The 22,862-nt window shown below is 34.7% G+C and carries 18 protein-coding genes, 1 riboswitch and 1 other annotated feature; of the genes, 6 read left to right on the top strand and 12 right to left on the bottom strand.

Features of this window, described 5'->3' with window-relative positions; all coding sequences use genetic code 11:
• Window positions 1-204: 204 nt before the first annotated feature.
• Window positions 205-1,464, bottom strand: coding sequence for a GTPase HflX (gene hflX / locus ACUL40_RS01030; RefSeq protein WP_000393287.1), 1,260 nt, complete (start codon window positions 1,462-1,464; stop codon window positions 205-207).
• Window positions 1,465-2,155: 691 nt separating this feature from the next.
• Here hflX and ACUL40_RS01025 point away from each other — a divergent pair.
• Window positions 2,156-3,139: a ketoacyl-ACP synthase III gene (locus ACUL40_RS01025; RefSeq protein ID WP_000555760.1), complete on the top strand. Its 984-nt coding sequence runs from the start codon at window positions 2,156-2,158 to the stop codon at window positions 3,137-3,139.
• A 46-nt stretch (window positions 3,140-3,185) separates the two neighbouring features.
• Here the strand turns inward: ACUL40_RS01025 and ACUL40_RS01020 are convergent, their stop codons facing one another.
• From ACUL40_RS01020 to ACUL40_RS01005, 4 genes are all read right to left on the bottom strand, one after another.
• A complete protein-coding gene (locus tag ACUL40_RS01020; RefSeq protein WP_004404555.1) occupies window positions 3,186-4,424 on the bottom strand; it encodes an MFS transporter in 1,239 nt (412 codons plus the stop codon).
• 245 nt (window positions 4,425-4,669) lie between these two features.
• The gene (locus ACUL40_RS01015; protein WP_065382542.1) at window positions 4,670-6,418 is read right to left on the bottom strand and encodes an MFS transporter; all 1,749 of its coding nucleotides are present in this window, start codon (window positions 6,416-6,418) and stop codon (window positions 4,670-4,672) included.
• Between the two features lie 36 nt (window positions 6,419-6,454).
• A complete protein-coding gene (locus tag ACUL40_RS01010) occupies window positions 6,455-6,994 on the bottom strand; it encodes a PadR family transcriptional regulator (protein ID WP_000678333.1) in 540 nt (179 codons plus the stop codon).
• 152 nt (window positions 6,995-7,146) lie between these two features.
• Entirely contained in the window at window positions 7,147-7,950 is an 804-nt protein-coding gene (locus tag ACUL40_RS01005) for a polyphosphate kinase 2 family protein (RefSeq protein ID WP_000427315.1), read from the bottom strand.
• A gap of 405 nt (window positions 7,951-8,355) precedes the next feature.
• On the opposite strand from ACUL40_RS01005, the gene ACUL40_RS01000 reads away from it, so the two are divergent.
• Window positions 8,356-8,820: a hypothetical protein gene (locus ACUL40_RS01000; protein WP_000823331.1), complete on the top strand. Its 465-nt coding sequence runs from the start codon at window positions 8,356-8,358 to the stop codon at window positions 8,818-8,820.
• Window positions 8,821-9,035: 215 nt separating this feature from the next.
• On the opposite strand, the gene ACUL40_RS00995 is transcribed toward ACUL40_RS01000, so the two are convergent.
• Complete coding sequence (locus ACUL40_RS00995; protein WP_445422932.1) at window positions 9,036-10,298, bottom strand: MFS transporter; 1,263 nt, start codon at window positions 10,296-10,298, stop codon at window positions 9,036-9,038.
• A gap of 137 nt (window positions 10,299-10,435) precedes the next feature.
• Between ACUL40_RS00995 and ACUL40_RS00990 the strand changes: the two genes are divergently transcribed.
• Window positions 10,436-10,921 (top strand): 8-oxo-dGTP diphosphatase, encoded by a 486-nt coding sequence (locus ACUL40_RS00990; protein ID WP_445422948.1) that lies wholly within the window; start codon window positions 10,436-10,438, stop codon window positions 10,919-10,921.
• Window positions 10,922-10,950: 29 nt separating this feature from the next.
• On the opposite strand, the gene ACUL40_RS00985 is transcribed toward ACUL40_RS00990, so the two are convergent.
• Genes ACUL40_RS00985 through ACUL40_RS00975 form a run of 3 tightly spaced genes read right to left on the bottom strand, consistent with a single transcriptional unit; the run spans window position 10,951 to window position 14,106 of the window.
• Window positions 10,951-12,576, bottom strand: coding sequence for a YndJ family protein (locus ACUL40_RS00985; protein ID WP_445422933.1), 1,626 nt, complete (start codon window positions 12,574-12,576; stop codon window positions 10,951-10,953).
• 5 nt (window positions 12,577-12,581) lie between these two features.
• Window positions 12,582-13,193, bottom strand: a complete 612-nt coding sequence (locus ACUL40_RS00980) for a DUF4166 domain-containing protein (protein WP_445422934.1) — start codon at window positions 13,191-13,193, stop codon at window positions 12,582-12,584.
• A gap of 4 nt (window positions 13,194-13,197) precedes the next feature.
• A complete protein-coding gene (locus ACUL40_RS00975; RefSeq protein WP_063219832.1) occupies window positions 13,198-14,106 on the bottom strand; it encodes a DoxX-like family protein in 909 nt (302 codons plus the stop codon).
• Between the two features lie 193 nt (window positions 14,107-14,299).
• Window positions 14,300-14,486, top strand: a riboswitch (Lysine riboswitch).
• 202 nt (window positions 14,487-14,688) lie between these two features.
• Here ACUL40_RS00975 and ACUL40_RS00970 point away from each other — a divergent pair.
• Together ACUL40_RS00970 and ACUL40_RS00965 are read left to right on the top strand one after the other, a co-directional pair.
• Window positions 14,689-15,918: an aspartate kinase gene (locus ACUL40_RS00970; RefSeq protein ID WP_445422935.1), complete on the top strand. Its 1,230-nt coding sequence runs from the start codon at window positions 14,689-14,691 to the stop codon at window positions 15,916-15,918.
• A gap of 229 nt (window positions 15,919-16,147) precedes the next feature.
• Window positions 16,148-16,600, top strand: a complete 453-nt coding sequence (locus ACUL40_RS00965) for a VOC family protein (RefSeq protein WP_065382355.1) — start codon at window positions 16,148-16,150, stop codon at window positions 16,598-16,600.
• Between the two features lie 62 nt (window positions 16,601-16,662).
• Here the strand turns inward: ACUL40_RS00965 and asnA are convergent, their stop codons facing one another.
• Window positions 16,663-17,646, bottom strand: coding sequence for an aspartate--ammonia ligase (gene asnA, locus ACUL40_RS00960; protein WP_000284917.1), 984 nt, complete (start codon window positions 17,644-17,646; stop codon window positions 16,663-16,665).
• A 70-nt stretch (window positions 17,647-17,716) separates the two neighbouring features.
• Window positions 17,717-17,975: a binding site (T-box leader), on the bottom strand.
• A gap of 406 nt (window positions 17,976-18,381) precedes the next feature.
• Here asnA and ACUL40_RS00955 point away from each other — a divergent pair.
• The gene (locus ACUL40_RS00955) at window positions 18,382-18,516 is read left to right on the top strand and encodes a DUF3934 domain-containing protein (protein ID WP_000047588.1); all 135 of its coding nucleotides are present in this window, start codon (window positions 18,382-18,384) and stop codon (window positions 18,514-18,516) included.
• A 98-nt stretch (window positions 18,517-18,614) separates the two neighbouring features.
• On the opposite strand, the gene ACUL40_RS00950 is transcribed toward ACUL40_RS00955, so the two are convergent.
• A complete protein-coding gene (locus ACUL40_RS00950) occupies window positions 18,615-21,809 on the bottom strand; it encodes an SNF2 helicase associated domain-containing protein (RefSeq protein WP_445422936.1) in 3,195 nt (1,064 codons plus the stop codon).
• A 118-nt stretch (window positions 21,810-21,927) separates the two neighbouring features.
• Window positions 21,928-22,860, bottom strand: coding sequence for a response regulator (locus tag ACUL40_RS00945; RefSeq protein ID WP_098272997.1), 933 nt, complete (start codon window positions 22,858-22,860; stop codon window positions 21,928-21,930).
• Window positions 22,861-22,862: the final 2 nt, after the last annotated feature.

Genomic DNA, 22,862 nt, shown 5'->3' with positions numbered 1-22,862 from the left:
TCCCCTTTCTGTACAAAATATATATTTATTACAGTAGGTGTAATAAATTCTGACTTTTGAAACATTTCTATTCTATACTGCTTTCATTTCTTTTTCCAGAAATATAACTTAACTCCCGTCATTGGCTTGCATCCTTGTAACTTTCAGCGGTAAAACAGTACAAAAAAAAAGACAACCCAATCACATACTGGGTTGCCTCTTACATTAAATTGCAAAATGCTTATACTTCTCGTAATCACTCGTTTTACATTCTATTTGTAATTTGGTACCTTCGTTTTCGTAACTCGTAGATAAAACGTGTGCATGATTATTGAAATACGAAACTACCTGTCCTTGATCATATGGAATTAACATTTCACACTTCGTATATTCTTTATAGATGTGTGAGCGAATCATTTCTACAAGTTCTTCAATTCCAACATGTTTCTTCGCTGATAAATAAACGCGATTTTCTTGCACTTTCGGAATTTCAACATCTACCATATCTGATTTATTATAAGCATAGATCGTTGGAATATTTTCTACTCCAATTTTCTTTAACGTTTCATTTGTAATATCAATTAATTGTTCATAATTTGGATTTGCGTAATCTACAACGTGAATAAGTAGGTCTGCTTCCGCTACTTCTTCTAACGTTGAACGGAACGCCTTCACAAGATGATGTGGTAATTTACTTACAAATCCAACTGTATCTGTTAATAAAAATGATTTATTATCTGGCAAATCAATATTTCGTACAGATGTTTCTAACGTCGCGAATAACATATCTTTTTCAAATACTTGTTTTTCTTCTGTACCATTATAAATTTCAAGCATTGCATTCATCGTCGTTGACTTTCCTGCATTCGTATAACCTACTAATGCTACAACAGGTATTTCATTTTTCTTACGCTGCTTTCGCTGCGTTTGACGCTGGGCAACGAGCGCTTCTAAATCTTTATTCAAAACTGAAATTTGTTCTTCAATTTTACGACGGTCTAACTCTAACTTCTTTTCACCGACACCTTTATTTTTCGTACCAACGCCGCCGCTCTGTCTCCCTAACGATTCACGAAGACCGATTAAACGAGGCATCATATACTGAAGGTGTGCTACTTCTACTTGTAGCTGTGCTTCTTTCGTTTTCGCACGTTGCGCAAAAATATCTAAAATTAAAATGGTACGATCAATTACCTTACAATCTAAATCCTCTTCTAAATTTCGAATTTGTGAAGGAGATAATTCATCATTAAAGATGACCATATTCGCATCTATTTCTTGTACATACGCTGCAACTTCTTCAATCTTTCCTTTTCCGATATAATGCGATGGATTTACTCGTTGTAAATTTTGCGTTACTTGCCCAATTACCTCTACATCACAAGCTTCCGCAAGATTTGTTAACTCTTCCATCGAATATGCAAAATCATCTTCATTACCTACATTTACTCCAACTAAAACTGCTCTTTGTAATACTTCTTCCATATATTTATTCCTCCATTTCGATTACGTAAAATAAAAAACACAGGTCGCTGCCTGTGTTTTCGTAAACGGATAAGGGTTCACCAAAGAAATAGAAGAAAGCTATGCTTTCATCCTATTTTATAGTCAAAAAGTCCCAAGATTGTATACGTATCCACAGTAAGTGTTCACTTATACAACCCCATTCTATTTATAAAGGCAAAACAAAAAGAGGGCGTATTCGTCCCTCCCTCTTTTTCACATATAAGCTTAATAAAGGGTTCCTTTAAAATAGGCAGACCAATCCCGTTCACTCTGTACACAGACAGAGCCTTTGAGCGCTATTCAATTATTGGCACAAAGTATTGAGACGTAATCTGATTAAGATCAAAGGAAGCCCCTCCGTTCATTTTAAGTTACATAAAGTGTAGCATAAGTAATTCGCTTTCACAAGGTTTAACAACCTATATCACACGAAAGAAAATCTTTATATTTTTACTTTAATCGTCATTTTTTGCGAGTTTTTCTCACAATAAAAATAACAAAAGCAATTATCAAATTTAGAAACTTCTCGTATATTATTTTTACAGCACTCGCCAAATTCCTTCATAGTAAGTTAAGTATTATCATTTTAATACAACAAAAATCTTTATTGACATTTTTATAACTTGATATTAGTATCAGGTTATAAAAATAAAAGTTAGGAGATGTTCCTATGCATTCTAAATCTCGTATTACTGCAATTGGTACTTATGTTCCAGATCAAATATTGTCTAATAACGATTTAGAAAAGATGGTCCATACGAATGATGAATGGATTGTACAAAGAACAGGAATGAAGGAAAGAAGAATCGCTAGCGGCGAAGAATACTCCTCAAACTTAGCCATTAAAGCAATTGAAAATTTATGTACAACATATAAGAAAAACTTAGAAGATGTCGACTGTATCATTGTCGCTACTACTACTGCTGATTACGTTTTCCCTAGTGTTGCTTGCCAAATACAACAATACTTCAACATACCTCATACACTAGCTTTTGATTTAAATGCAACTTGTGCTGGTTTTACATATGGACTACACGTCGGTAATAGCTTAATCACTTCTGGATCACATGAAAAAGTACTTGTCGTAGCGACAGAGACATTATCTAAAGTTACTGATTATACCGATAGAACGACCTGTATTTTATTCGGTGATGGTGCTGGAGCTATTTTATTAGAAAGAGATGAAAACACCCCAAGCTTTATCGCTGCTCACATGGGAACAAACGGTGATGGCGGCATTCATCTATATAGAACAAACTTATCTACTACTATGAATGGCACACCACTGCAAACAAATGAAAAAATCGTTCAAAATGGAAGAGAAGTATATAAATGGGCAACACGCACAGTACCAAAAGGCATAAAAAATTTATTACATACCGTAAATATGCAAGTAGATGATATAGACTGGTTCATACCCCACAGCGCTAACTTACGAATGATCGAATCTATTTGCGAAAAGTCTCAAATTCCAATACAAAAAACATTAACGAGCGTGGAATATATGGGGAATACCTCTTCAGTCACCATTCCACTCGCTTTAAATTTAGCTATAAAAGAAGGGAAATTAAATAACGGAGACACACTTTTACTATACGGATTTGGTGGCGGACTTACGCATTTAGGGCTTATTGTAGAGTGGAATTTAATTTAAGTGTATAAAAAGAGGCTCTAGTCAGTAACTAGAACCTCTTTTTCATTTAATTTCTTGCCCCTTTTCGAGACCATATCACAACAGGAATAAGTAATAACGCTAACACGCCTCCAGCCAATGACAATGCCGCATAACTTGAATTCGCTACTACCATACCTGACATTGCTCCACCAGAAGCTCCAGCTAGCGCAATAAAAACATCTATTTTCCCTTGTGTTTTAGCACGTGTAGACGGTGTTGTGGAATCAACGATTTGTGCTGTACCACTTATCAATCCGAGGTTCCATCCTAGCCCAAGTAAAGACAGAGCAACGATTAATAATAATAAAGAATCACTTGGCGCTATCGCAGCTATGACACCCGCTGCAAGTAAAATCACTCCACCAGCTATGCTCATTGTAGTTCGGCCAATTTTATCAATTAACATTCCTGTAACGAGAGATGGAAGATACATTGCACCTACATGAAAACCTATCACAAGTCCTACTGCACTTAAACCGTGACCGTGGTGTCCCATATGAACTGGGGTCATCGTCATAATCGCAACCATCACTATTTGCGTAAGTATCATTACGATTGCTCCAACTGTAATACCTCGTTTATTTTCTTTCGCTTCTTCTGTTATTGGTTGTCCTTTATATGTATGTTCCTGTTTATATCTTTCTATTATGTTAGCAATAATCAAAGGATCTGGACGAAGCATAACAAAAAGAACTAGACCCGCCAGTATAAATGCTGCTGCCGATAGTATGAACGGACCTGCAAGTTTAGGAACTCCAATTGAATGAGCAAAACTTCCCATTACCCCTACTAAATTTGGTCCTGCAACTGCACCGAAAGTCGTCATTACCATCGTAATACTAACAGCCGTTGCTCTCTGCTTCTTATCTGCTAAATCTGTACCTGCATAACGAGCTTGTAGATTCGTGGCTGTACCGGCACCATATATAAGTAAAGAAATAAGTAAAAGAATAATACTATTTGTTAAAGCTGCCATTACAACACCAATTGCTCCAAATCCGCCTACTATAAACCCTGTTGCAAGACCTATTCGGCGTCCATATCGTTGCGAAAGCTTCCCTACTATGAAAGCTGCTAATGCCGATCCTAATGTAAACATAGCAGTTGGTAATCCTGCAAACGCATCTGTTCCAAGCATTTGCTGCGCAAGAAGTGCTCCCACTGTAATACCAGCAGCTAGTCCTGCACCGCCAAACATTTGTGAAATGCTGACGATTATTAACGTTCGTTTGTATAGTTTTTGTTGCTCTTCTTCTGTGTACATATGATTATCTATTAAAGCCCCTGCCTTATCTAGCAATTCCCCATCCTCCTTTTAAAATTAATCCCTCTTGTTAATGTACTATGTATAACGTTACATATTCAATGGCATTTTCCATTCCTTCCTTTCATTCTAAAAAACTTTCTAATCATACTCGACTTATCCCATGCTATATTAAAAATACTACCATTCACAATATGCAAGGAGAAAACAATGAAAAAAAACAGGCTGCTATAGCCTGTTTTTCTTTACGCTTCTTCTACTAATCTTCCCCTTCTCTTTTTACTCAAAGCTTTCCCTTCCCAAAACAACAAACTTACGAAAGCACAAATTAAAATAATTGGCACACTTGCTTTATATAAATCTGTAAAACTCATAGCCATCTGATTCTTGGCATAATGATTCACATCATTTGAAAATGTGAGTACCTCTTTCTTTATACTTTCCTCTTGTTTTTCAACTTCTTTTGTCACTTTCCTCATAACTTCTTCTCTTTTTACATCTCTATATTCTACTGGAACTTTTCTTAATATTTCATCCGTCTTGTCGCGAATCAATTCTTCCTTTTTCTCTTTACTTAATCCCATTGTCATTGCATTTTGTTTCTTATTTATATTCGACTCTAAACTTTGATTCTCTATTTTCTCTTTAGTCATTTGTAAAATTTCAGTTTGCTCAGTACTATTCACATGAATAGTACACACCTTTTCTTCTGCATAACGATATACTTTTTCTTTATTTACAGTTAAATTGTGAGTTAAGTTAGAGACAAATATTGCGACTGCCAATACAATTCCAACTTGTCGTAACATTGATACAACACTTTGAGAAGCAGTTAACAATTCTCCTTCAAACGAAGACGCACTTAAAACTGTAATTGGCCCCACTACTAAACCATATCCAACACCTAATATCATACATGGAATAATAATTTCTATATTTGTTGAATGAACATCAATCATTTGCAACCAATAGTAGGAAAGCCCCATAACAAGAAATCCTGACAAAATAATAGTTACTTTTCCGAGTTTTTTAATTAAAGTTGCTGCAACTGGTGAGACAAAAAATATCATTGCTGAAATAGGTGTCACTAAAAAAGCCGCTTCAATTTCCGTTCGACCCTGTAGTTTCGTCAAGAACGTTGGAAGCAATACAGTAACTCCAATTAAAAATAAATTACTCAATATAACAACGATCGACGCTCCGACAAACATTCGATCTTGAAATAACTTTAAATTCACCATTGGGTTATGAATCTTTCGTTCTACTAAAATAAATAGAATAAGAGAAATAGTGCTAATTGCATAACAAGACAAAGCAATATTACTTTGCCATCCCCATGTATTACCTTTTACTAATATGAGAGTAAATGAAAAAATTGCTGTGCTACTTAATAGTAGTCCTATCCAATCTATTTTTGAGATAATACGTTCTTCATTTTTTATTTGTAGCATGATGCAACATAACACGATTCCTATTATACAAACCGGAACATTAACGAAGAACACCCATCTCCATCCTAAATTTTGCGTAATAATTCCACCTATTACTGGTCCCATAGCAGCTGACAATCCTTGTGTTACTCCTAAAATCGCAAGCGCAACATGCCTCTTAGCTAATGGCATAGCTGATACACCAATTACCATACTTGTTGGAAATAAAATCGCTGCCCCAATACTTTGTATAAAACGAGAAAAAATAAGAAAATCACCTGTATTAGCAAAAGCGCAAAGTACCGATCCACCACCAAAAATCACCAGACCCAGAATATACATCTTTGCTTTTCCAAAGATATCAGCTATCCGCCCTAACGGAATGGCAAGTACTGCAATCGTCATTGTATAAACATTTAATACCCAAGACATCTTTTCTAACGAAGTATTTACACTCGATTGTATTGCCGGTAAAGCTATATTCATAATTGTCGTATCAATCATACAAAGAAAGATACCTAGACACATTAAAAAGACAATCTTAATACCCTTTGATTGCTCCATCTTTATATACCCCTTTATTTATTGTGAACGCGTTTTTCATTCTTCTGTTTTATTGTTTTCTTTCGCCTCTAACTCTTCTAATTTTTTCTTCAAAGTCTCCACTTGTGCACTATACGATGCAATACCTACATCTAGTGAAATTTCTTCGACGAAAGTAATACCTACTCTCCACTTTTCATATTTCAATCGAAGATCTGCAATGTACGCTTCTTTTCTTTCAATTTCATCTTTAATCCATTTTTTTATTGTTACATCATCACTATAGTTACCAAAATACATTCTCATTAAAAAATCCGAACGTAAAACATCCTTCTCTACAGGCGTCTGCATGTATTGATAAAACTCTTCACGTCCTTCATCTGTAATAAAGTACATTTTCTTATTCGGTTTCCCCTCTTGCATGACAACCTCTTTTTTTATTTTCCCTTCATTCTCCAATTGTCGTAACGTTGGATAAATCATTCCAAAACTTCCATCAAAAAAATGAGTAAATACGTCTTCAAACACAATTTTAATATCGTAACCAGACAATTCCTTTTCCATTAATAAACCTAAAACAACATCTCTTCCCTTCAAAGTAAAACCCCCACACATTATATAATCAATAATCATATTAACAATATTAATATGATTATTGATTATATACCTTATTCTGTTAATTGTAAAATGTTTCTAAATAAAAAAGCCCCATAATTTGGCTTCACCAATTCACAGGGCCATTTTCTTTTTTACTCTTTCACACCTACATCTTGCAAAACTTCAATATCCTCTTTCATTTCATAATAATAAGAAGGCAATTCTATACCATGTTCTAAGAAATAATCCTCAATGAATGAAATAATAATTTTTAACGTTTTCACACGAGCATACAATTTATCGTTACTTTCAATAATATGCCACTTCGCATTTGGCTTACTTGTTTTTTCAAACATGTCTTCCATCGCTTCAACATATTCATCCCATTTTTCACGATTACGCCAATCTTCGTCTGTAATTTTCCATCTTTTCAAAGGATTTTTCTCTCTATCTTTAAATCTCTTTAACTGTTCCTCTTTACTTATATGGTAGAAGAACTTCCCCATTATGTAATGGTCATCTGTTAGTAGTTTTTCAAAATCATTAATCTCATCATATGCTCTCATCCACTCTTCCTTTGTAGCAAAACCTTCAACACGCTCAACTAACACACGACCGTACCATGAGCGATCAAAAATGGTAATTTGCCCGTACTGTGGAATTTTGCGCCAGAAACGTTGCAAATAATGGTAACGTTTTTCATGAGGTGCAGGCGCTCCAATTGGATCTACTTGGAACCCACGTGGGTCAAGATGTTCCGTCACCCGCTTAATTGCCCCACCTTTACCAGCCGCATCCCATCCTTCCATAACAAGCATAACCGCGATTTTTTCTTCTTTCAAAATTTGTTGTAATGCTAATAAGCGCCTTTGATATTTTTCTAATTTCTTATTGTACTTAGATTTTGATTCAATTTTTTTCGTTAAGTCTACTTTAGCAAGATGTCCATTTTCCATAAAACAAATCCCCCTTGTTGTATGACAATGTTATTTTAACATATTTTTGGTAATTTTTTCATATCCTAAATAGCTGTGTAGAAACATCTCTACACAGCTTCCCTCTCTAATTTCACATATACAAGCACATTTAACTACATTAAAATAAATAATTTATACGGAATTCTTAGTATATTCTTTTTATTAAAACGTAAAAATAGCCCTTTTAAAAAGGGCAGTAATCTAAGTATAGAAAAAATAAATTTATTCTTTCTTACTTCATACGTAATTATGTTAGCTATAAGAGTAGTGAATAAGATATTGATTCACTACTCACAATAACCACTTTACATTATATGGTATATTAACTCGTAAAAAGAAGATAATAACAAGTAAATCCATTAAAGAATGGGAGCTCTAAAAAAAATGAAACGAAAAATATTAACTCTCTTTACGCTTATATGTTTAGCACTACCAATGCAAGCTAGTGCTTACACATTTCAGTCACTACCGATTGCGTCAAAGTCTAAACAATGGTATGTCGAAATTGATAAATCCCATAATCCAAACAAGCAAGCAATCCAGCCAAAACAAGGTGTATTTGATACGTATAGTTTACTCGTAAAAAACATCGGTCATGATGTATCAAATGTATCTGTGGAAATACTTGATAACAATCCTACCTCTAAAGCTACCTTTAAACCTTCTACACCTAATGAAAACATTTCTAAAAGTCATACAAGCTTTGACTACATGGTATTCCCATTAGACTTTAATAGTCATAATTTTAAAGTTGTGATCACTTGGGAAGAAAAGAATTTCTCTTATAACGGCCATCCGGTAAATGAAGGTAAAAAAATGAAACAAACATTTGTATTTAATGAAGAATAAGTCCTAATTTCTTTAGGGCTTATTCTTCTTTTTTGAAACCTACTTGTATCGCTTCCGTCACTTCTTTTGTGATTTCTATTTTTGTTGCTTCCATACTAATTTTTTTGTGCCAAATGTGTATGGAAGGCTTTTCATTACAAAGATGTTTTATTAATACTAGTTGATTATATGCTAAGTTATTTTCTATATAGGTCTAGCCCTCTTCTCCCATATAATCAATTAAATCGACGAATACTCGGTACAGACAATGTTATTCCAATTGTTAAAATTACTAAACTAGCTAGTGTTATAATAGTTATCTCGCCACCTATGACAGTAGCTAACCAGCCTACAACTACGTATCCTAATGGCAATAAAGCAAAAGAACCCAACATATCAAGGCTTGCCACTCTTCCGAATGCTTCTTCTGGTACAAGCTCCTGTAAACTCGTTTCCCAAATGAGTCCAAATATCATCATGCCAAATCCTTCAATTGCCATTAAGAATATTAAAGCGGGTGCCCAAGAAATGAATGGCATAATTAATAAAGCAATGCCACTCATTAAAACACCTTCATAAGCCAGTAATCCTCTCTTCTGCCACCGCTCTTTCCCACCAAATATTAATGCAGCAATTACAGCTCCACCACCAGAAAAGGCCATGCCAAGTCCATACACGTAAGCTTCAAAATGATGATGAACATTAAATAACCATGGAATTAATACGACGATAATGCCGGCATAACAAATATTTATAAAAGAAAAAACTAAAATTGTAATCCACAGCCATGGATGACTTTTTAAAACTAAAACACCTTCCATAAACTCTTGTTTGTAATTAAGCTTACTCTTTTCAATGGGTTTTACTTTTTTAAACTTAATTTCTTTTAAAAATAATAAACATAAAAATGATAATAAGTACGTTGCTGCATCTAGTCCGAAACCTATCCCTGCAGATGCAACCGATACGATTAACCCACCAAGTGCTGGCCCAATTAATCGTATACCTTGATTACTCATTTGAGTGAGTGCGTTAGCTGCATTACGAATTTCAGGGACGAATACTTTCGCCCTTACAGCAGAATATGCTAGTTGGAATATCCCTTCCATAAGTCCGTATATGGCAACGAGAATATATAAAATCGTAATTGTTAATAAATCCATAAATATAAGCGATGCAAGTAATAGCATTAATATACAGCGGATTATATCCGTAAATAACATTAACCTAACCCGATCAATTCGGTCTACAATTAAACCCGCAAACGGTAAAGCAAGAATATTAGGTAGCATGTACATTGCCATCGTCATCCCCATTACAACTGTTGAACCAGTTAATGAATACACAACAACTGGAAGTATGACCATAGTTATCGAACTACCTAAGGCCGAGAGTAATTGTCCAATCCATAAAAACTTAAAGTGCGTTGATACTTTAACTGGTAATAATAATTTTCCAATATAACCTAAACTTTTCTCCTTTTGTATTTCTCCTTGCATGTCTCTCCCCTCTTTTCGAATGACTATAGAATTTATAATATATAACTGAAAATTTATAACATTCCATTTCTAATTATATAAGAAACAATTATGTTATGGTAAAATTATCAAAAAAATATAAAGGAGAATACATCATTATACCTCCAAATTCACATAACATCGAACATCAGATCTATACAATGTGTATGATCCAACGTAACAATGAAATTTTACTCATAAAACGCCCCAGCCATCGAGGTTTCCCTGGCTACATCGCTCCTGGCGGCAAAGTAGATTTCCCCGAAAGTATCGTTCAAGCCGCTATAAGAGAAGTAAAAGAAGAAACTGGATTACTTGTTTCCAATTTAACTTTTAAAGGATTAGATGAATATGTCAATCCGAAAGGTAATGTTCGATATATGGTATTTAACTATTGGACAGACTCATTTGAAGGTGAACTTCTTTTGAATCCTCCTGAGGGTGAATTATTATGGATACCAATCAATACAGCACTAAAGCTACCTATGCAAACTTGGTTTAAAGAAAGATTCCCATTATTTTTTAAAAAAAGCACTTTTGAAATTCAACGTGTTTGGGATAATGAGCTAAATAAACAAATTTCTATGACAATTACCCATACATAAAAAAGCTTGGAAACCCATCCAAGCCTTTCTTACTTCTGTGCAATTTTTTCAATCTTATAATGAATATGTAAAAATTCAAGTCCAAATAGCCACATGCTATGATGAGCTGTTAACATGTTATCCTTACCCTCTGTAATGATGAAAGTCTCTGCTAACGGTAAACGGATTGTTAAGAACCGAGTATGTAAATAAATCCCCTCATCTCCCTGGCCATTTTCTCTTAACTTACTAGTAATGATTAAATCATGATTATCATTATATAGTTTCAAAATACCAGTCATATTCGAATAAGGTAAAGGTAAGGCGATATTCATATATGTCTCATTCTTATTTGTATGCTTTGAATAAAGAGCTACAAAAATAGATTCACCTGCTTCATTTTTCCTTATCCAAGCCCTTACATTCTCTCTTCCATCTTTCTCATCTATTACACTAATGATAGAGCCATGCATCGTTTCCCAATTGCCGCCCATCCCTAAATGTATTTGTCCTACATGCTTGCTCATTTTCTCATAACAAAATGCAAATAGGCGGAACCAACGAGCCCATTTAATATTTGATTGCAACTCATACTCTGTTGTATTTTCATAAAAACGAATAATACTTAAAGGTACCTTCGTCACGTCAAATGACTCACTATGAAAATCAGTTATTTGATCAACTAAACCGTTGTATTCCTTACTGCCTACTAAATTGCCGCTATATAAAAAAGCATCACCAATTGCCACACTTCCTCTTAATTTACTCATTGGTTTCCCATAGTATTTATAATTCGGAACACTCTTTTCGATCATCCAGCCGACAAATGCCGGTAACGCTACTCCAATTCCGTTGACAACACCGTGAATCCAAACCATTTGAGCAATTGTAATCGTCATTACATGCTTCAAATTTCCGTATGAATATATAAGTGAGAACATAATTGTAACCATGAGTGTACTAGACGAAACGATTAAAAGAATCTTTGCACTGATAGCATTAAATTTTGCTCTCCAAACGTAAAATCCATATCCATAAATGGCACATAAATATAGGAGCACTGCAAAAAATTCAAATATTCTCGAGTATGTAATTCCTATTGCAACTGTCATAGGTGAAATCATGATGATAAACATAATAGCATCATATACTTTACTTCTCTTTTCTCTTTTTCTCCCTATTAAACCAGCTGATAATGGCAATAGAAACGCCGAATAATGAAAATGCGCTGCTGTGAGTAAAACAATGTCAGAGCTAAAATGCATAATTGAAAGTTTTGCTACTGAAGCAAAAAACCAAAAACCACCTAAAAACAAATAAATAAACGCACTATCTATGGCGATTTCTTCTAACGGCTTCCATCCTCTTTCTAGCAATCTACTTACACCAAATAACGCAACAATTCCTGTATATACAAACCAAACTAGCGCAAATACATTGTAATTTGTGACGAAAGCTAGCATTGCACAAATTGCTGCGATTGGATATAAAAACGATACGAATTTATAAAATAATAAATACGATCCATCTCTTTTTCTTTTATCAATAATACAAAGTGACATTGGTATAAATAATAAAACAGACAATAATATAATTGCTTCAACAGGATTTATATTCGACCACTCATATATTAGAAAAACAACATAACAAGCAAGCCCAAATATTATATTTTTCATATCGTTTATTTCCTTTCCACAAATGTTCCCTTATATGAAAAAAGCGAGCCAATTAACGGGTTTCGTACTTGTACATGAATTCGAAAACACTGTAGTGTTGCATCATAACTTTCAACAATTTTTGCTTCACCATACAAAAATTTTGGTAACGGCATTTTTCTTCCAAACATATAAAACCATTGTTTCTTTGAAGAAATATGCATTGCCCCTAACTCATCGATATGAAAATGCAGTGTAGAAACGAGTAAATGTGGTTCACCAAAATAATCTACAATTTCATTTTCGTTTTCATCCAATTGCATAACTGCATTAAAATATCTTTTCTTATTATGGAAATAAAAAGTACGGTTCCACCTTACTAATTCTCGTCCATATTCATCTCGCTCAGCTATGTTTTGTATCGTAAATGGAATTTCCTCTCCTCGTTCCGAGAAAAACATTCGAAACTTCGATGTAATTTTCAATATAAATTTCACGAAAAAAGAGCCACCGTAAATTTCATCCATTTTTCCTTCCCCTGTAAAACTATTCTCTTCTGTAATCGCATAACGCTTCTGCAATTCAGGATGAAGATTTTTATAGGTATCCCCTAATAATCGTTCATACATATTAGCCATACACTTATCCCTTTCTCGCCCTCTTGCAATTTTTCGCGCTTGGTAAATCGAAACTATTTATATAACCGACAATTGATAACCCCATTAGAAGAACATTTAATGTAATCGGATTAAACGGCCCTGTAAAGCTTGCAATATTCGTAAATCCTGCTGCTAACGTTAAAACTAGTAATACAATAATATGCAGTATAAATAATTTTCGTTTTATTATTGGCAACAGCCATACGACGCCGAAAATTATTTCTAACATCCCAATTATTTTAAGTATACATATACTACTTTCATTTGAACCGATTAATACAGAAAGCATCTTTACTTCTTCTAAATGAGTAAACAGTAGTTTTGGCACTATCCCTTGATATATCCATACAAAAGCAAATAAAAAACATACGAGCCAATACGTCATTGTTCTTCTAATTAGTAACCTAGGATGAAGCCCCTTTTCTAACCATAATTTTAAAGCATCAAAACTCCAAGCAGTCGCCCAACCTAATAACGGCCGAAATATATAGCAATCTATTACATTCCCTACACGACCAAATCTTGTATCATAATCATATTGTGTCTCAAAATGGATGTATTCTTTATTTGGCGTATACTTCCAATAACCACGTCCTATTTGAATAAGAGATAATGTATTATCCGTCCAAAATTTTAAAGAAGAAATTCTTTCACCAGTTTCTTTTCTTATTTCACCTATTGATTCCCCTTCTCCAGCTATTTCAAGCCCAAATCCAATCTTTGTTTTATACAAAAACTTCTGTGGTTCTCCTTCTTTTTTCTCTAAATACGAAATTTCAGTAAAGCGAGCATCCCACTCTGTATGTATAGCTGGTTCTTGCGTATATTCCCATAATTTTCCCATCGTCGTGTTCATTTTTGTCGCAACATAAATAGGCTGTTTCCTTTTCATTCTCCCCACCTCCTATGCACTATAAGTTTAATGTACATGCAATGAATTTATTTTGCTACATTTTTCACAAACTTCCTCGAAAAAAAGAAAGAATTTTTAAAATATATATAAAACACTTGATTCCCCGAAAAATTTAAATTATTATAAAACAAATGTTACCAACAACTTCATAAATCAAACACTCTCGCCTAAAACGTGAGATAGAGGTTGCGATACTTATGAGTATTCTAATGGAGACACAGAGATGTCTATGAACTTAGATGAAAGGAAGTATTGCCGAAATTGATAAATTTCTCTGCATTTATCAATTGGGGCTGTTTTCGAATAGAAACAGAACTGTCATATGTACAGACGTGTACGTATGAAGAGCTATCTACAAAAAAGAGATATCATTTTTTATGATATTCCTTTTTTGGCGGTTTTTTTATTAGCTCCGTTTTCTGTTTCCCTTTTCCTGTAACAGCACCATCCTCACTTATTTGAGATGGTGTTTTTTGTTTGTCTTTCTGGTAACTACAGGAGTATTGGGATTGATATATTTCCTAATCTATTCTTAAAAATAGACGAAAGAAGGAATTTGTAATGGAAACAATTGTTCAAAAATTTGGTGGCACTTCTGTCGGAAGCGTCGAACGCATTCAACATGTAGCAAATTTAATTATTGAAGAATATGAACGAGGTCATAGCATTGTCTCTGTCGTTTCAGCAATGGGAAAAAGCACAGATGAACTTGTCGCACTCGCTAACGCTATCACAGAAAATCCAAGTAAACGTGAAATGGATATGCTTCTATCTACAGGAGAACAAGTAACTATTTCATTATTAACAATGGCACTGCAATCAAAAGGCTATCATGCAATTTCATTAACAGGGTGGCAAGCAGGTATCACGACAGAATCTGTACATAGTAGTGCACGGATTACTGACATTCATACAGATCGTATTCAATCTTATCTTGCTGAAGGTACGATTGTTATTGTAGCTGGTTTCCAAGGAGTCAGTGAAGATTTTGAAATTACAACGCTTGGACGAGGCGGTTCTGATACAACTGCTGTCGCATTAGCCGCTGCACTTAAAGCAAAAAAATGTGATATTTATACGGATGTTACAGGCGTATATACGACGGATCCACGAGTTGTAAAAGATGCTTACAAATTAGACGAAATTTCTTATGACGAAATGTTAGAGCTTGCTAATCTCGGTGCTGGCGTATTACACCCGCGCGCCGTTGAGTTTGCTAAAAATCATAACGTAGTTTTAGAAGTTCGCTCAAGTATGGAACAAGAAAACGGAACAATTGTAAAAGGAGAATGTAACATGGAACAACAATCAATCGTTAAAGGTATTGCATTTGAGGATAATATTACACGTGTCACAATTAAAGGACTAGAACAAGGCTCGCTTTCAACAGTTTTCTCTACATTAGCAGCAGCACACATTAATGTAGATATCATCATTCAAAGTATTACAAATGAAGGAACTGTACATCTCTCCTTCTCCATTCACTCGAATGATTTAAGAGAAACTTTAGAAGTTTTGGAACAAAATCAAGAAACTCTTCACTATGAATCTGTAGAACATGAAAATCACTTAGCAAAAGTATCAATCGTAGGATCTGGCATGGTATCTAACCCAGGTGTCGCTGCAAATATGTTCACTACTTTAAAAGAAGAAGATATTCATATTAAAATGGTAAGTACATCAGAAATTAAAGTGTCTGTCGTTATTGACCGCCTTCATTTAGTAACAGGCGTTGAGGCGCTGCATCAATCATTTATGGCGAAAATTGAGCCTTTCGTGCAAATGAGCTAATTTGATATGTTTAGTAACGCTTATAAAAAAAACATATTAATCTACTTCCTTCCTATTAAATAAAAAGCTATTCGTTAACAAGATGCTATATGATATATTAAAAAACACCTTGTCACATTTTCCTATACTGTGACAAGGTGTTTTTGACTGAAAGGAATTTGTAACTACTTAGTAGTATAATTATGAGGATAATTAAATAATAAACTTTTATACATAAGGAGATAAGACTATGGCAAAAAACAAATTACTACGAATGGACAATGTCAGCATCGTTGTAGAATCCCTTGATAACGCAATCTCTTTCTTTGAGGAGATTGGCTTGAATCTCGAAGGTCGAGCAAATGTCGAAGGTGAATGGGCTGGTCGCGTAACTGGACTCGGTTCTCAGTGCGTAGAAATCGCTATGATGGTCACTCCAGATGGCCACAGCCGAATTGAACTTTCGCGATTTCTCACCCCTCCTACTATAGCAGATCACCGAACAGCTCCTGTAAACGCCCTCGGTTATCTACGCGTCATGTTCACTGTCGAGGATATTGACGAAATGGTATCCAAACTCACTAAGCATGGTGCAGAGCTCGTTGGCGAAGTAGTTCAGTACGAGAACTCGTATCGTCTCTGCTACATTCGTGGAGTCGAAGGAATTTTAATCGGTTTGGCGGAAGAACTCGGTAATAAATAAGCAAGTGAAGTTTTATAAAAAAGAGGGAATAGCTATATATTTAAGCTATTCCCTTACTTCTATTAAAACAGATGAATGTTTTCTTTCTTGCAAGCTTCACGTAAATCGTCAGGCCATACAGAAGATTGAACTTCACCGATATGTGCTTTACGTAAGAAGTACATGCACATTCTTGATTGTCCAATGCCACCGCCGATTGTTAATGGTAGTACGTCTTCTAGTATACCTTTATGGAAATCATACTCACGTTTGAAGTCTTCACCAGTTTTCGTTAACTGCTCATCAAGTGATTTACTATCAACACGAATTCCCATTGATGATAACTCAAATGAAGATTGTAGTACTGGGTGCCAGAATAAAATGTCACCGTTTAATTTCCAATCGTCATAATCAGCTGCGCGTCCGTCATGCTTTTCACCTGAACGAAGTGCATCACCAATTCCGATAATGAAGACTGCACCGTGTTCTTTTGCAATTGCATGTTCACGATCTTTCGGTGTTAATTCTGGATATTTATCTTCTAATTCTTGAGAAGTAACGAAAACAATTTCTTCAGGTAAATACTTTCCAAGGAACGGATATTTTTCAAATAAGTGATCTTCTAAATCTTTGAATATTCCATAAATTGTTTGTACTGTTTTTTGTAAGTATTCAACAGTACGCCATTCTTTTTGAACGATTTTTTCCCAATCCCATTGGTCAACATAAATGGAATGCGTTGCATCAAGTTCTTCATCACGACGAATCGCGTTCATGTTTGTATATAAACCTTCACCAGCTTCATATCCGTATTCATGTAATGCAAATCGTTTCCATTTCGCTAGTGAATGAACAATTTCTAATTCTTCTCCTGAATGTAACATATCAAATTCAATTGGACGTTCTACACCGTTTAGGTGATCGTTTAATCCTGATTTTTTCGTTACGAATAATGGTGCAGATACGCGGAATAGTTCAAGGCGTTTTGCTAATTGGTCCTCGAAAAATGTTTTAACTTCCTTAATTGCGATTTGAGTCTCTCTTACTGTCATTAATGATTGATACATGGTGGTTTCCTCCTAAAATGTTTGGATGTTGTGAAAAGAAGCCAACAAAAAAAGCCCTTCTTTCCCAAAAAACTGGGACGAAAGGCTTTGGTTCCGCGGTACCACCCAAATTAGCAACAGAGGTTGCTCACTTATACAATACGGAGATGAAATATCTCGATACTGTTCTTCTTGTAACGGCGAAGTTCCCGGCTAAGTCTACTTTCCTATAAAGGATTTCGGTTAGCAACTCCAGGAGGTTCTTCATAATAGGCTTCGTATCAGGCTCACACCACCCCTGACTCGCTTAAACTACGTCCTACTACTACTCGTCCTTTCATAGTCGTTTTGTTGTCACATCTCTGAAACATTTTATTAATGATTATTCTATACAAAAAATAAAGAAAGTCAACAAAAAGTTTTAAAATGTTTTTCAATTCTTTATTTTACGGCTTTATTGATTGTTGTTAATTTAACATCTTTACTTTTTCTGCCTCGTCAATCCCAAAAATGTTTCACTGACCGAAACTAACGTATACACAACAATTAATGTGATCGTTCGGAATATAGAATCTGCAGTATTTCTTATTATTTTCATTTTCTTTATAATTCCTTTCAGTTTACTTGCAAATTCATGTTATACTATACCATTCAAGCAGTTTATTTTTACTTAAAGCAATCATAGTCATTTATAAAGAGTATTTTCTAAATCATTGACTATTATCAAATAAGATTTTTATATAACGGAGTGATCATATGAGTAAAACGAAAGCAAAACCGAAAAAAGGTGTAGGACAAGGTACAGGAAGTAAAGGATGGAACCGTTGGCAATCAAGTGCAAAGAAAAAGGCAGCTGCCAAACCCTACAAAAGTAAAGGTACAAAGAAGTAATTTAAATAACATTTGATTTCTTTACTTTGCACAAAACAAAATATAATTATTACAACAAAAAGCTATGCTTTCACATGTGAAAGCATAGCTTTTTCATATTAAATCATTAAAATATCTCTTATTTCTTCCTCCGTAATGGATGCTAATTTTTCTTCTCCTGGCTCAATCACTTCAGCAATTAAATTTTTCTTACTTTCTTGCAGTTCATGCATTTTCTCCTCAATTGTTCCGTGGGCTACTAGCTTTATAACTTGTACTGTATTTTTTTGCCCCATTCGATACGCTCTATCAGCCGCTTGTTGTTCAACAGCTGGATTCCACCATAAATCGTATAATATTACTGTATCTGCACCAGTTAAATTAAGTCCGGTACCACCAGCTTTTAAAGAAATGAGAAATAGATCCCCTTCTCCTTCGTTAAACCGATTGCACAGCTCTACACGTTCCTGTGCTGGTGTACTCCCGTCTAAATAAAAGTATGGAATTGCTTGGCGATTTAACTCACGACCAATAATGGAAAGCATCTTCGTAAATTGAGAAAAAATTAATATTCTCTTCCCTGTACTTCTACATTCCTCTAAAATCTCTAACAGTTGTTCAAATTTAGCTGAACTTCCTTTGTAATCATCAACAAATAAAGCGGGATGACAACAAATTTGTCGCAATCTCGTTAAACCAGCTAAAATTCTAATTTTATTTTTACGTAACGTGTCTTTGTCTAAATGCTTTAACGTTTCTTCCCTTAACTTCGCTAAATAAGCAGCATAGAGACTCTTTTGATCGGGTAATAACTCCGATGATTGTAAGTGCTCTATTTTCTCTGGCAACTCATTTAATACGTCCCCTTTTAATCGTCTTAATACGAATGGTTTCACTCGCTTCGCTATATCTTCACGCCTTAAATCACCGAACTCTTTTCTTCCTGGTAATAATTCCGGGAAGACGACATGGAAGATAGACCATAGCTCTTCTAATGAATTTTCTACAGGTGTACCAGTTAGTCCGAAACGGTATTCAGCTTGGATTGTTTTCACAGCTCTTGCCGTTTGCGTTGTAGGGTTTTTAAACGCCTGTGCTTCATCAAGAAATAGTGTATGAAATGGTCTTGCATATAATCTTATATCTCTTCTCAGTAATGGATATGACGTGATTACGACATCAAATTCCGTTATATCTTTCAAAATTTTCCGGCGCTCTGCTTGGTTTCCATCTGCAATAACTGCTCTAATATGCGGGGCGAATTTTTTCAATTCACTAAACCAATTATAAACAAGAGATGATGGTGAAACGACTAATATTGGCAGTTTCTTTTCTCGAATCTCAGTCAAAACAGAATCTATAAAAGCAATGCTTTGCAACGTTTTTCCAAGTCCCATATCATCTGCTAAAATACCGCCAAAACGGTAATGAGCAAGTGTTTTCATCCATTCGAACCCATATACTTGATACTTTCTCATTTCTGCATTTAAAGTATTTGGCACAGCAAACTTTAATTTTTTCGGGTTTTGAATGTTTTCTACTAACTCTTGAACAGAATCATCCAAACTTAAAACATTGCCTTCGTGAAGTCCGTTCATCCATTTTACACTCCGAATAAGCGGAACATTTACCTCTTCTCCATGTAAAAATTCTTTCCGAATACCTGATTCTTTTATAAACTGATTAATTTCATTAAACTCTTTACTCTCTAGCGACAAAAACGAACCGTTCGCCAATCGATAATATTTACGTTTCTCTTCAAGGGCCGCTAATACACCTTTAATTTCTGCTTCTGGTATTCCTTTTATATCAAAACGAAATGACAACCAATCAATTCTTTCTTTTCTTCTCACTCTAATAAGAGGAACTGCATCCCCTTTACTAATTCGCAATTTGATTGCTGTCGTCGCATAAATATCAACTAAACCTTTTAATGTTGGCACGACGTGATATAAAAAGTTATACTCAGCTTCTTCATTATGCATAAAGTAACCGCCTTCTGTTTTTGCAAAGGCACTTTCACTCATAATGTCTAAAATCTCTTTTTCTTTTTTCTCATCACGATTAAAAACAGACGGCTGTCCATCCTCTTCTAGCGGATTAATCATGACGTTCCCATAGTGAAATTCAAGACCTGCTAATAAGCGATTTTTCACGCGGTCTAAATACAATTTCGCTTTTAGCGAAGGTGTTTCAACACGATCCGATATTACTTCATCAATGTGTACAGTTCCGAGCTTCATTAATCCCGGTACAACTTTCGCGACGAAATGTTCCATCTTACTTTCTGGAATATAAAACTGATTACTATTTGAGCGACTCATCATCTTTTGTAATTCAATAAGTCGCATACAATCTTCAATGTGTAAGTGATATAATTTCCCATCGTAAAGTGCATTGTTATACATATCCATAACTTGTACACGATTTAAACCCTCTATATGAAGTGTAAATCCGCCATTATTTCCCTTCGTAAATTCAAAGTGTAACGGCAACAACCCTTTTGAAACTTGTAATCCCTGAAACAGTTGTTCATTTTGTTTCAGCTGTACATATTCAGCTTTAGAAAGTGAAAAGAGCATATCTTTCCATGAAGCTGGTGGTATAAATATCATACTTTCATCTTGTTTCGCGTGTACTTCTAGCGTATCTTCATACATTTTTTCGTTATGATACATTTTAATGAGCTGCTGAATAATCGCATCCGTTTCTTGTTTAAAACTATGTACATCTGGTGTATATGTAAATTCATTTGAACAATGAAAAGACTCTCTTTTCTCCACCTTAGAAAGAAATTCTCTAATATGATTTATGAAATACACTTTGGCAAGTTTCAATTGAATTCCAAGAAGAGCCCCACCACTTCTCGTAGCAACTGGTGTACATATAAACTCAATATCTAATATTTCACGTGTATCAAAACGGTGTTGTTTACTTTTTGGCCTCAGTGGTTTGTCTGCAAACAGCTGAAACATACCACTTGTCAATTGATCATTTCTGCTACTAGTGGAGCTCATTCCACCTATTTGTTGATTATAGTTTATTTGTATTAATACTGCTGCAACATGTTGACAGTACGTTTGAAAAGATGCTAATGAAGGACAACTACATTTTGCAACAACATCACCCTTTTTGGCTTTTGCTACTGTAACATGGAAATCCTCGTTCCCTTTTACTGTCGCCTCACAAATTTCTTTATTTTCATCGTAATGATCTATTATCACTTTATTTGATTTATAATAGGCTTCACCTCTTTTATATGAGGTCTCTCCGCACACTTCTTTAATAATCGATTTATTCAATGTGAAACTCATCGCTTTGACACTTCCTTAATATAAAACCATTTTCTCTTACTTAACATTTTACATGCTCCACGAGAAAATATAAAATGTTGATTTAACAAAAGAAGATGCTTATTTATAAGCATCTTCTTCACTCTATCTCCATCAACCTCTTCGCCTCAAAATACAACACTTGAATAAACTTCTTCGTATTAATTCGCGTATGACCAGAAGATGCGAGTTCATCTTTCGTCATTTCTGTCATCCGTTTTCTAACTACGGTAAAATCGAAAAATTTTGGAGCATAGCTTTCAAATTTTGGATTTGAAAAATCTGTTAATCCTAAAGAAGCCAAATGATTTAACGACTGATAAATAGCTCGACGTACTCTTTGTTCAGACGCTTTTTTCTCTTTATCAATATCCGCCTCTAAAGCTAGATCCCCTAATTTCTTTATCGTAATATGATGAAAAATTTCTTTTAACGCAGGAAAGCCAAACTCAAATGTCTGTGCCTTTTCTTGACCATATAAATATTCCAGCATACTAAGTAAATCTTTACTTCCATTCTCTCCCGCAATACCGAGTTCTGATAGTAAAAAGCGTCCTAAATCCCCTATCTTTTTTCCTTCTTGCACTGGTTCAGTACGCAATTGCGGCTTTTCCCACTGAAACACGTTATTCAATGATTTTTGAATATCATGTATAGAACGCTCCAATCTAATACGCTCCATCACTTTGCGTACAACAGATACAACTTCGATTTTGTTTAATGGTTTTGTAATATAATATTCTACACCAAGTGTATATGCCTCACCTATAAGCTGCTTCGATTCCACTTGAGAAATCATAATGATTTTCCCCGTGAAAGTTGACGCAATGTGACGAACTGTTTCAATTCCGTCCCTCATCGGCATCAACAAATCAATAAATAAAATATCTACTTTTTTAAAATTTAGTTGATCCGCTTCAATAAAAGCTCCGTCATCCGCCTCACCAATTACTTCTCCAAGATCTCCATCTTCAATAATTTGCGAAAGCATCGAACGGAAAACTTCATCATCGTCTACGATATAATAAAACAAAT

It is taken from the genome of Bacillus sp. KNSH39 (genome assembly GCF_052656585.1).
Note: the sequence above shows the minus strand (reverse complement) of the source record. Positions and strands in the feature narration are given on the sequence as shown.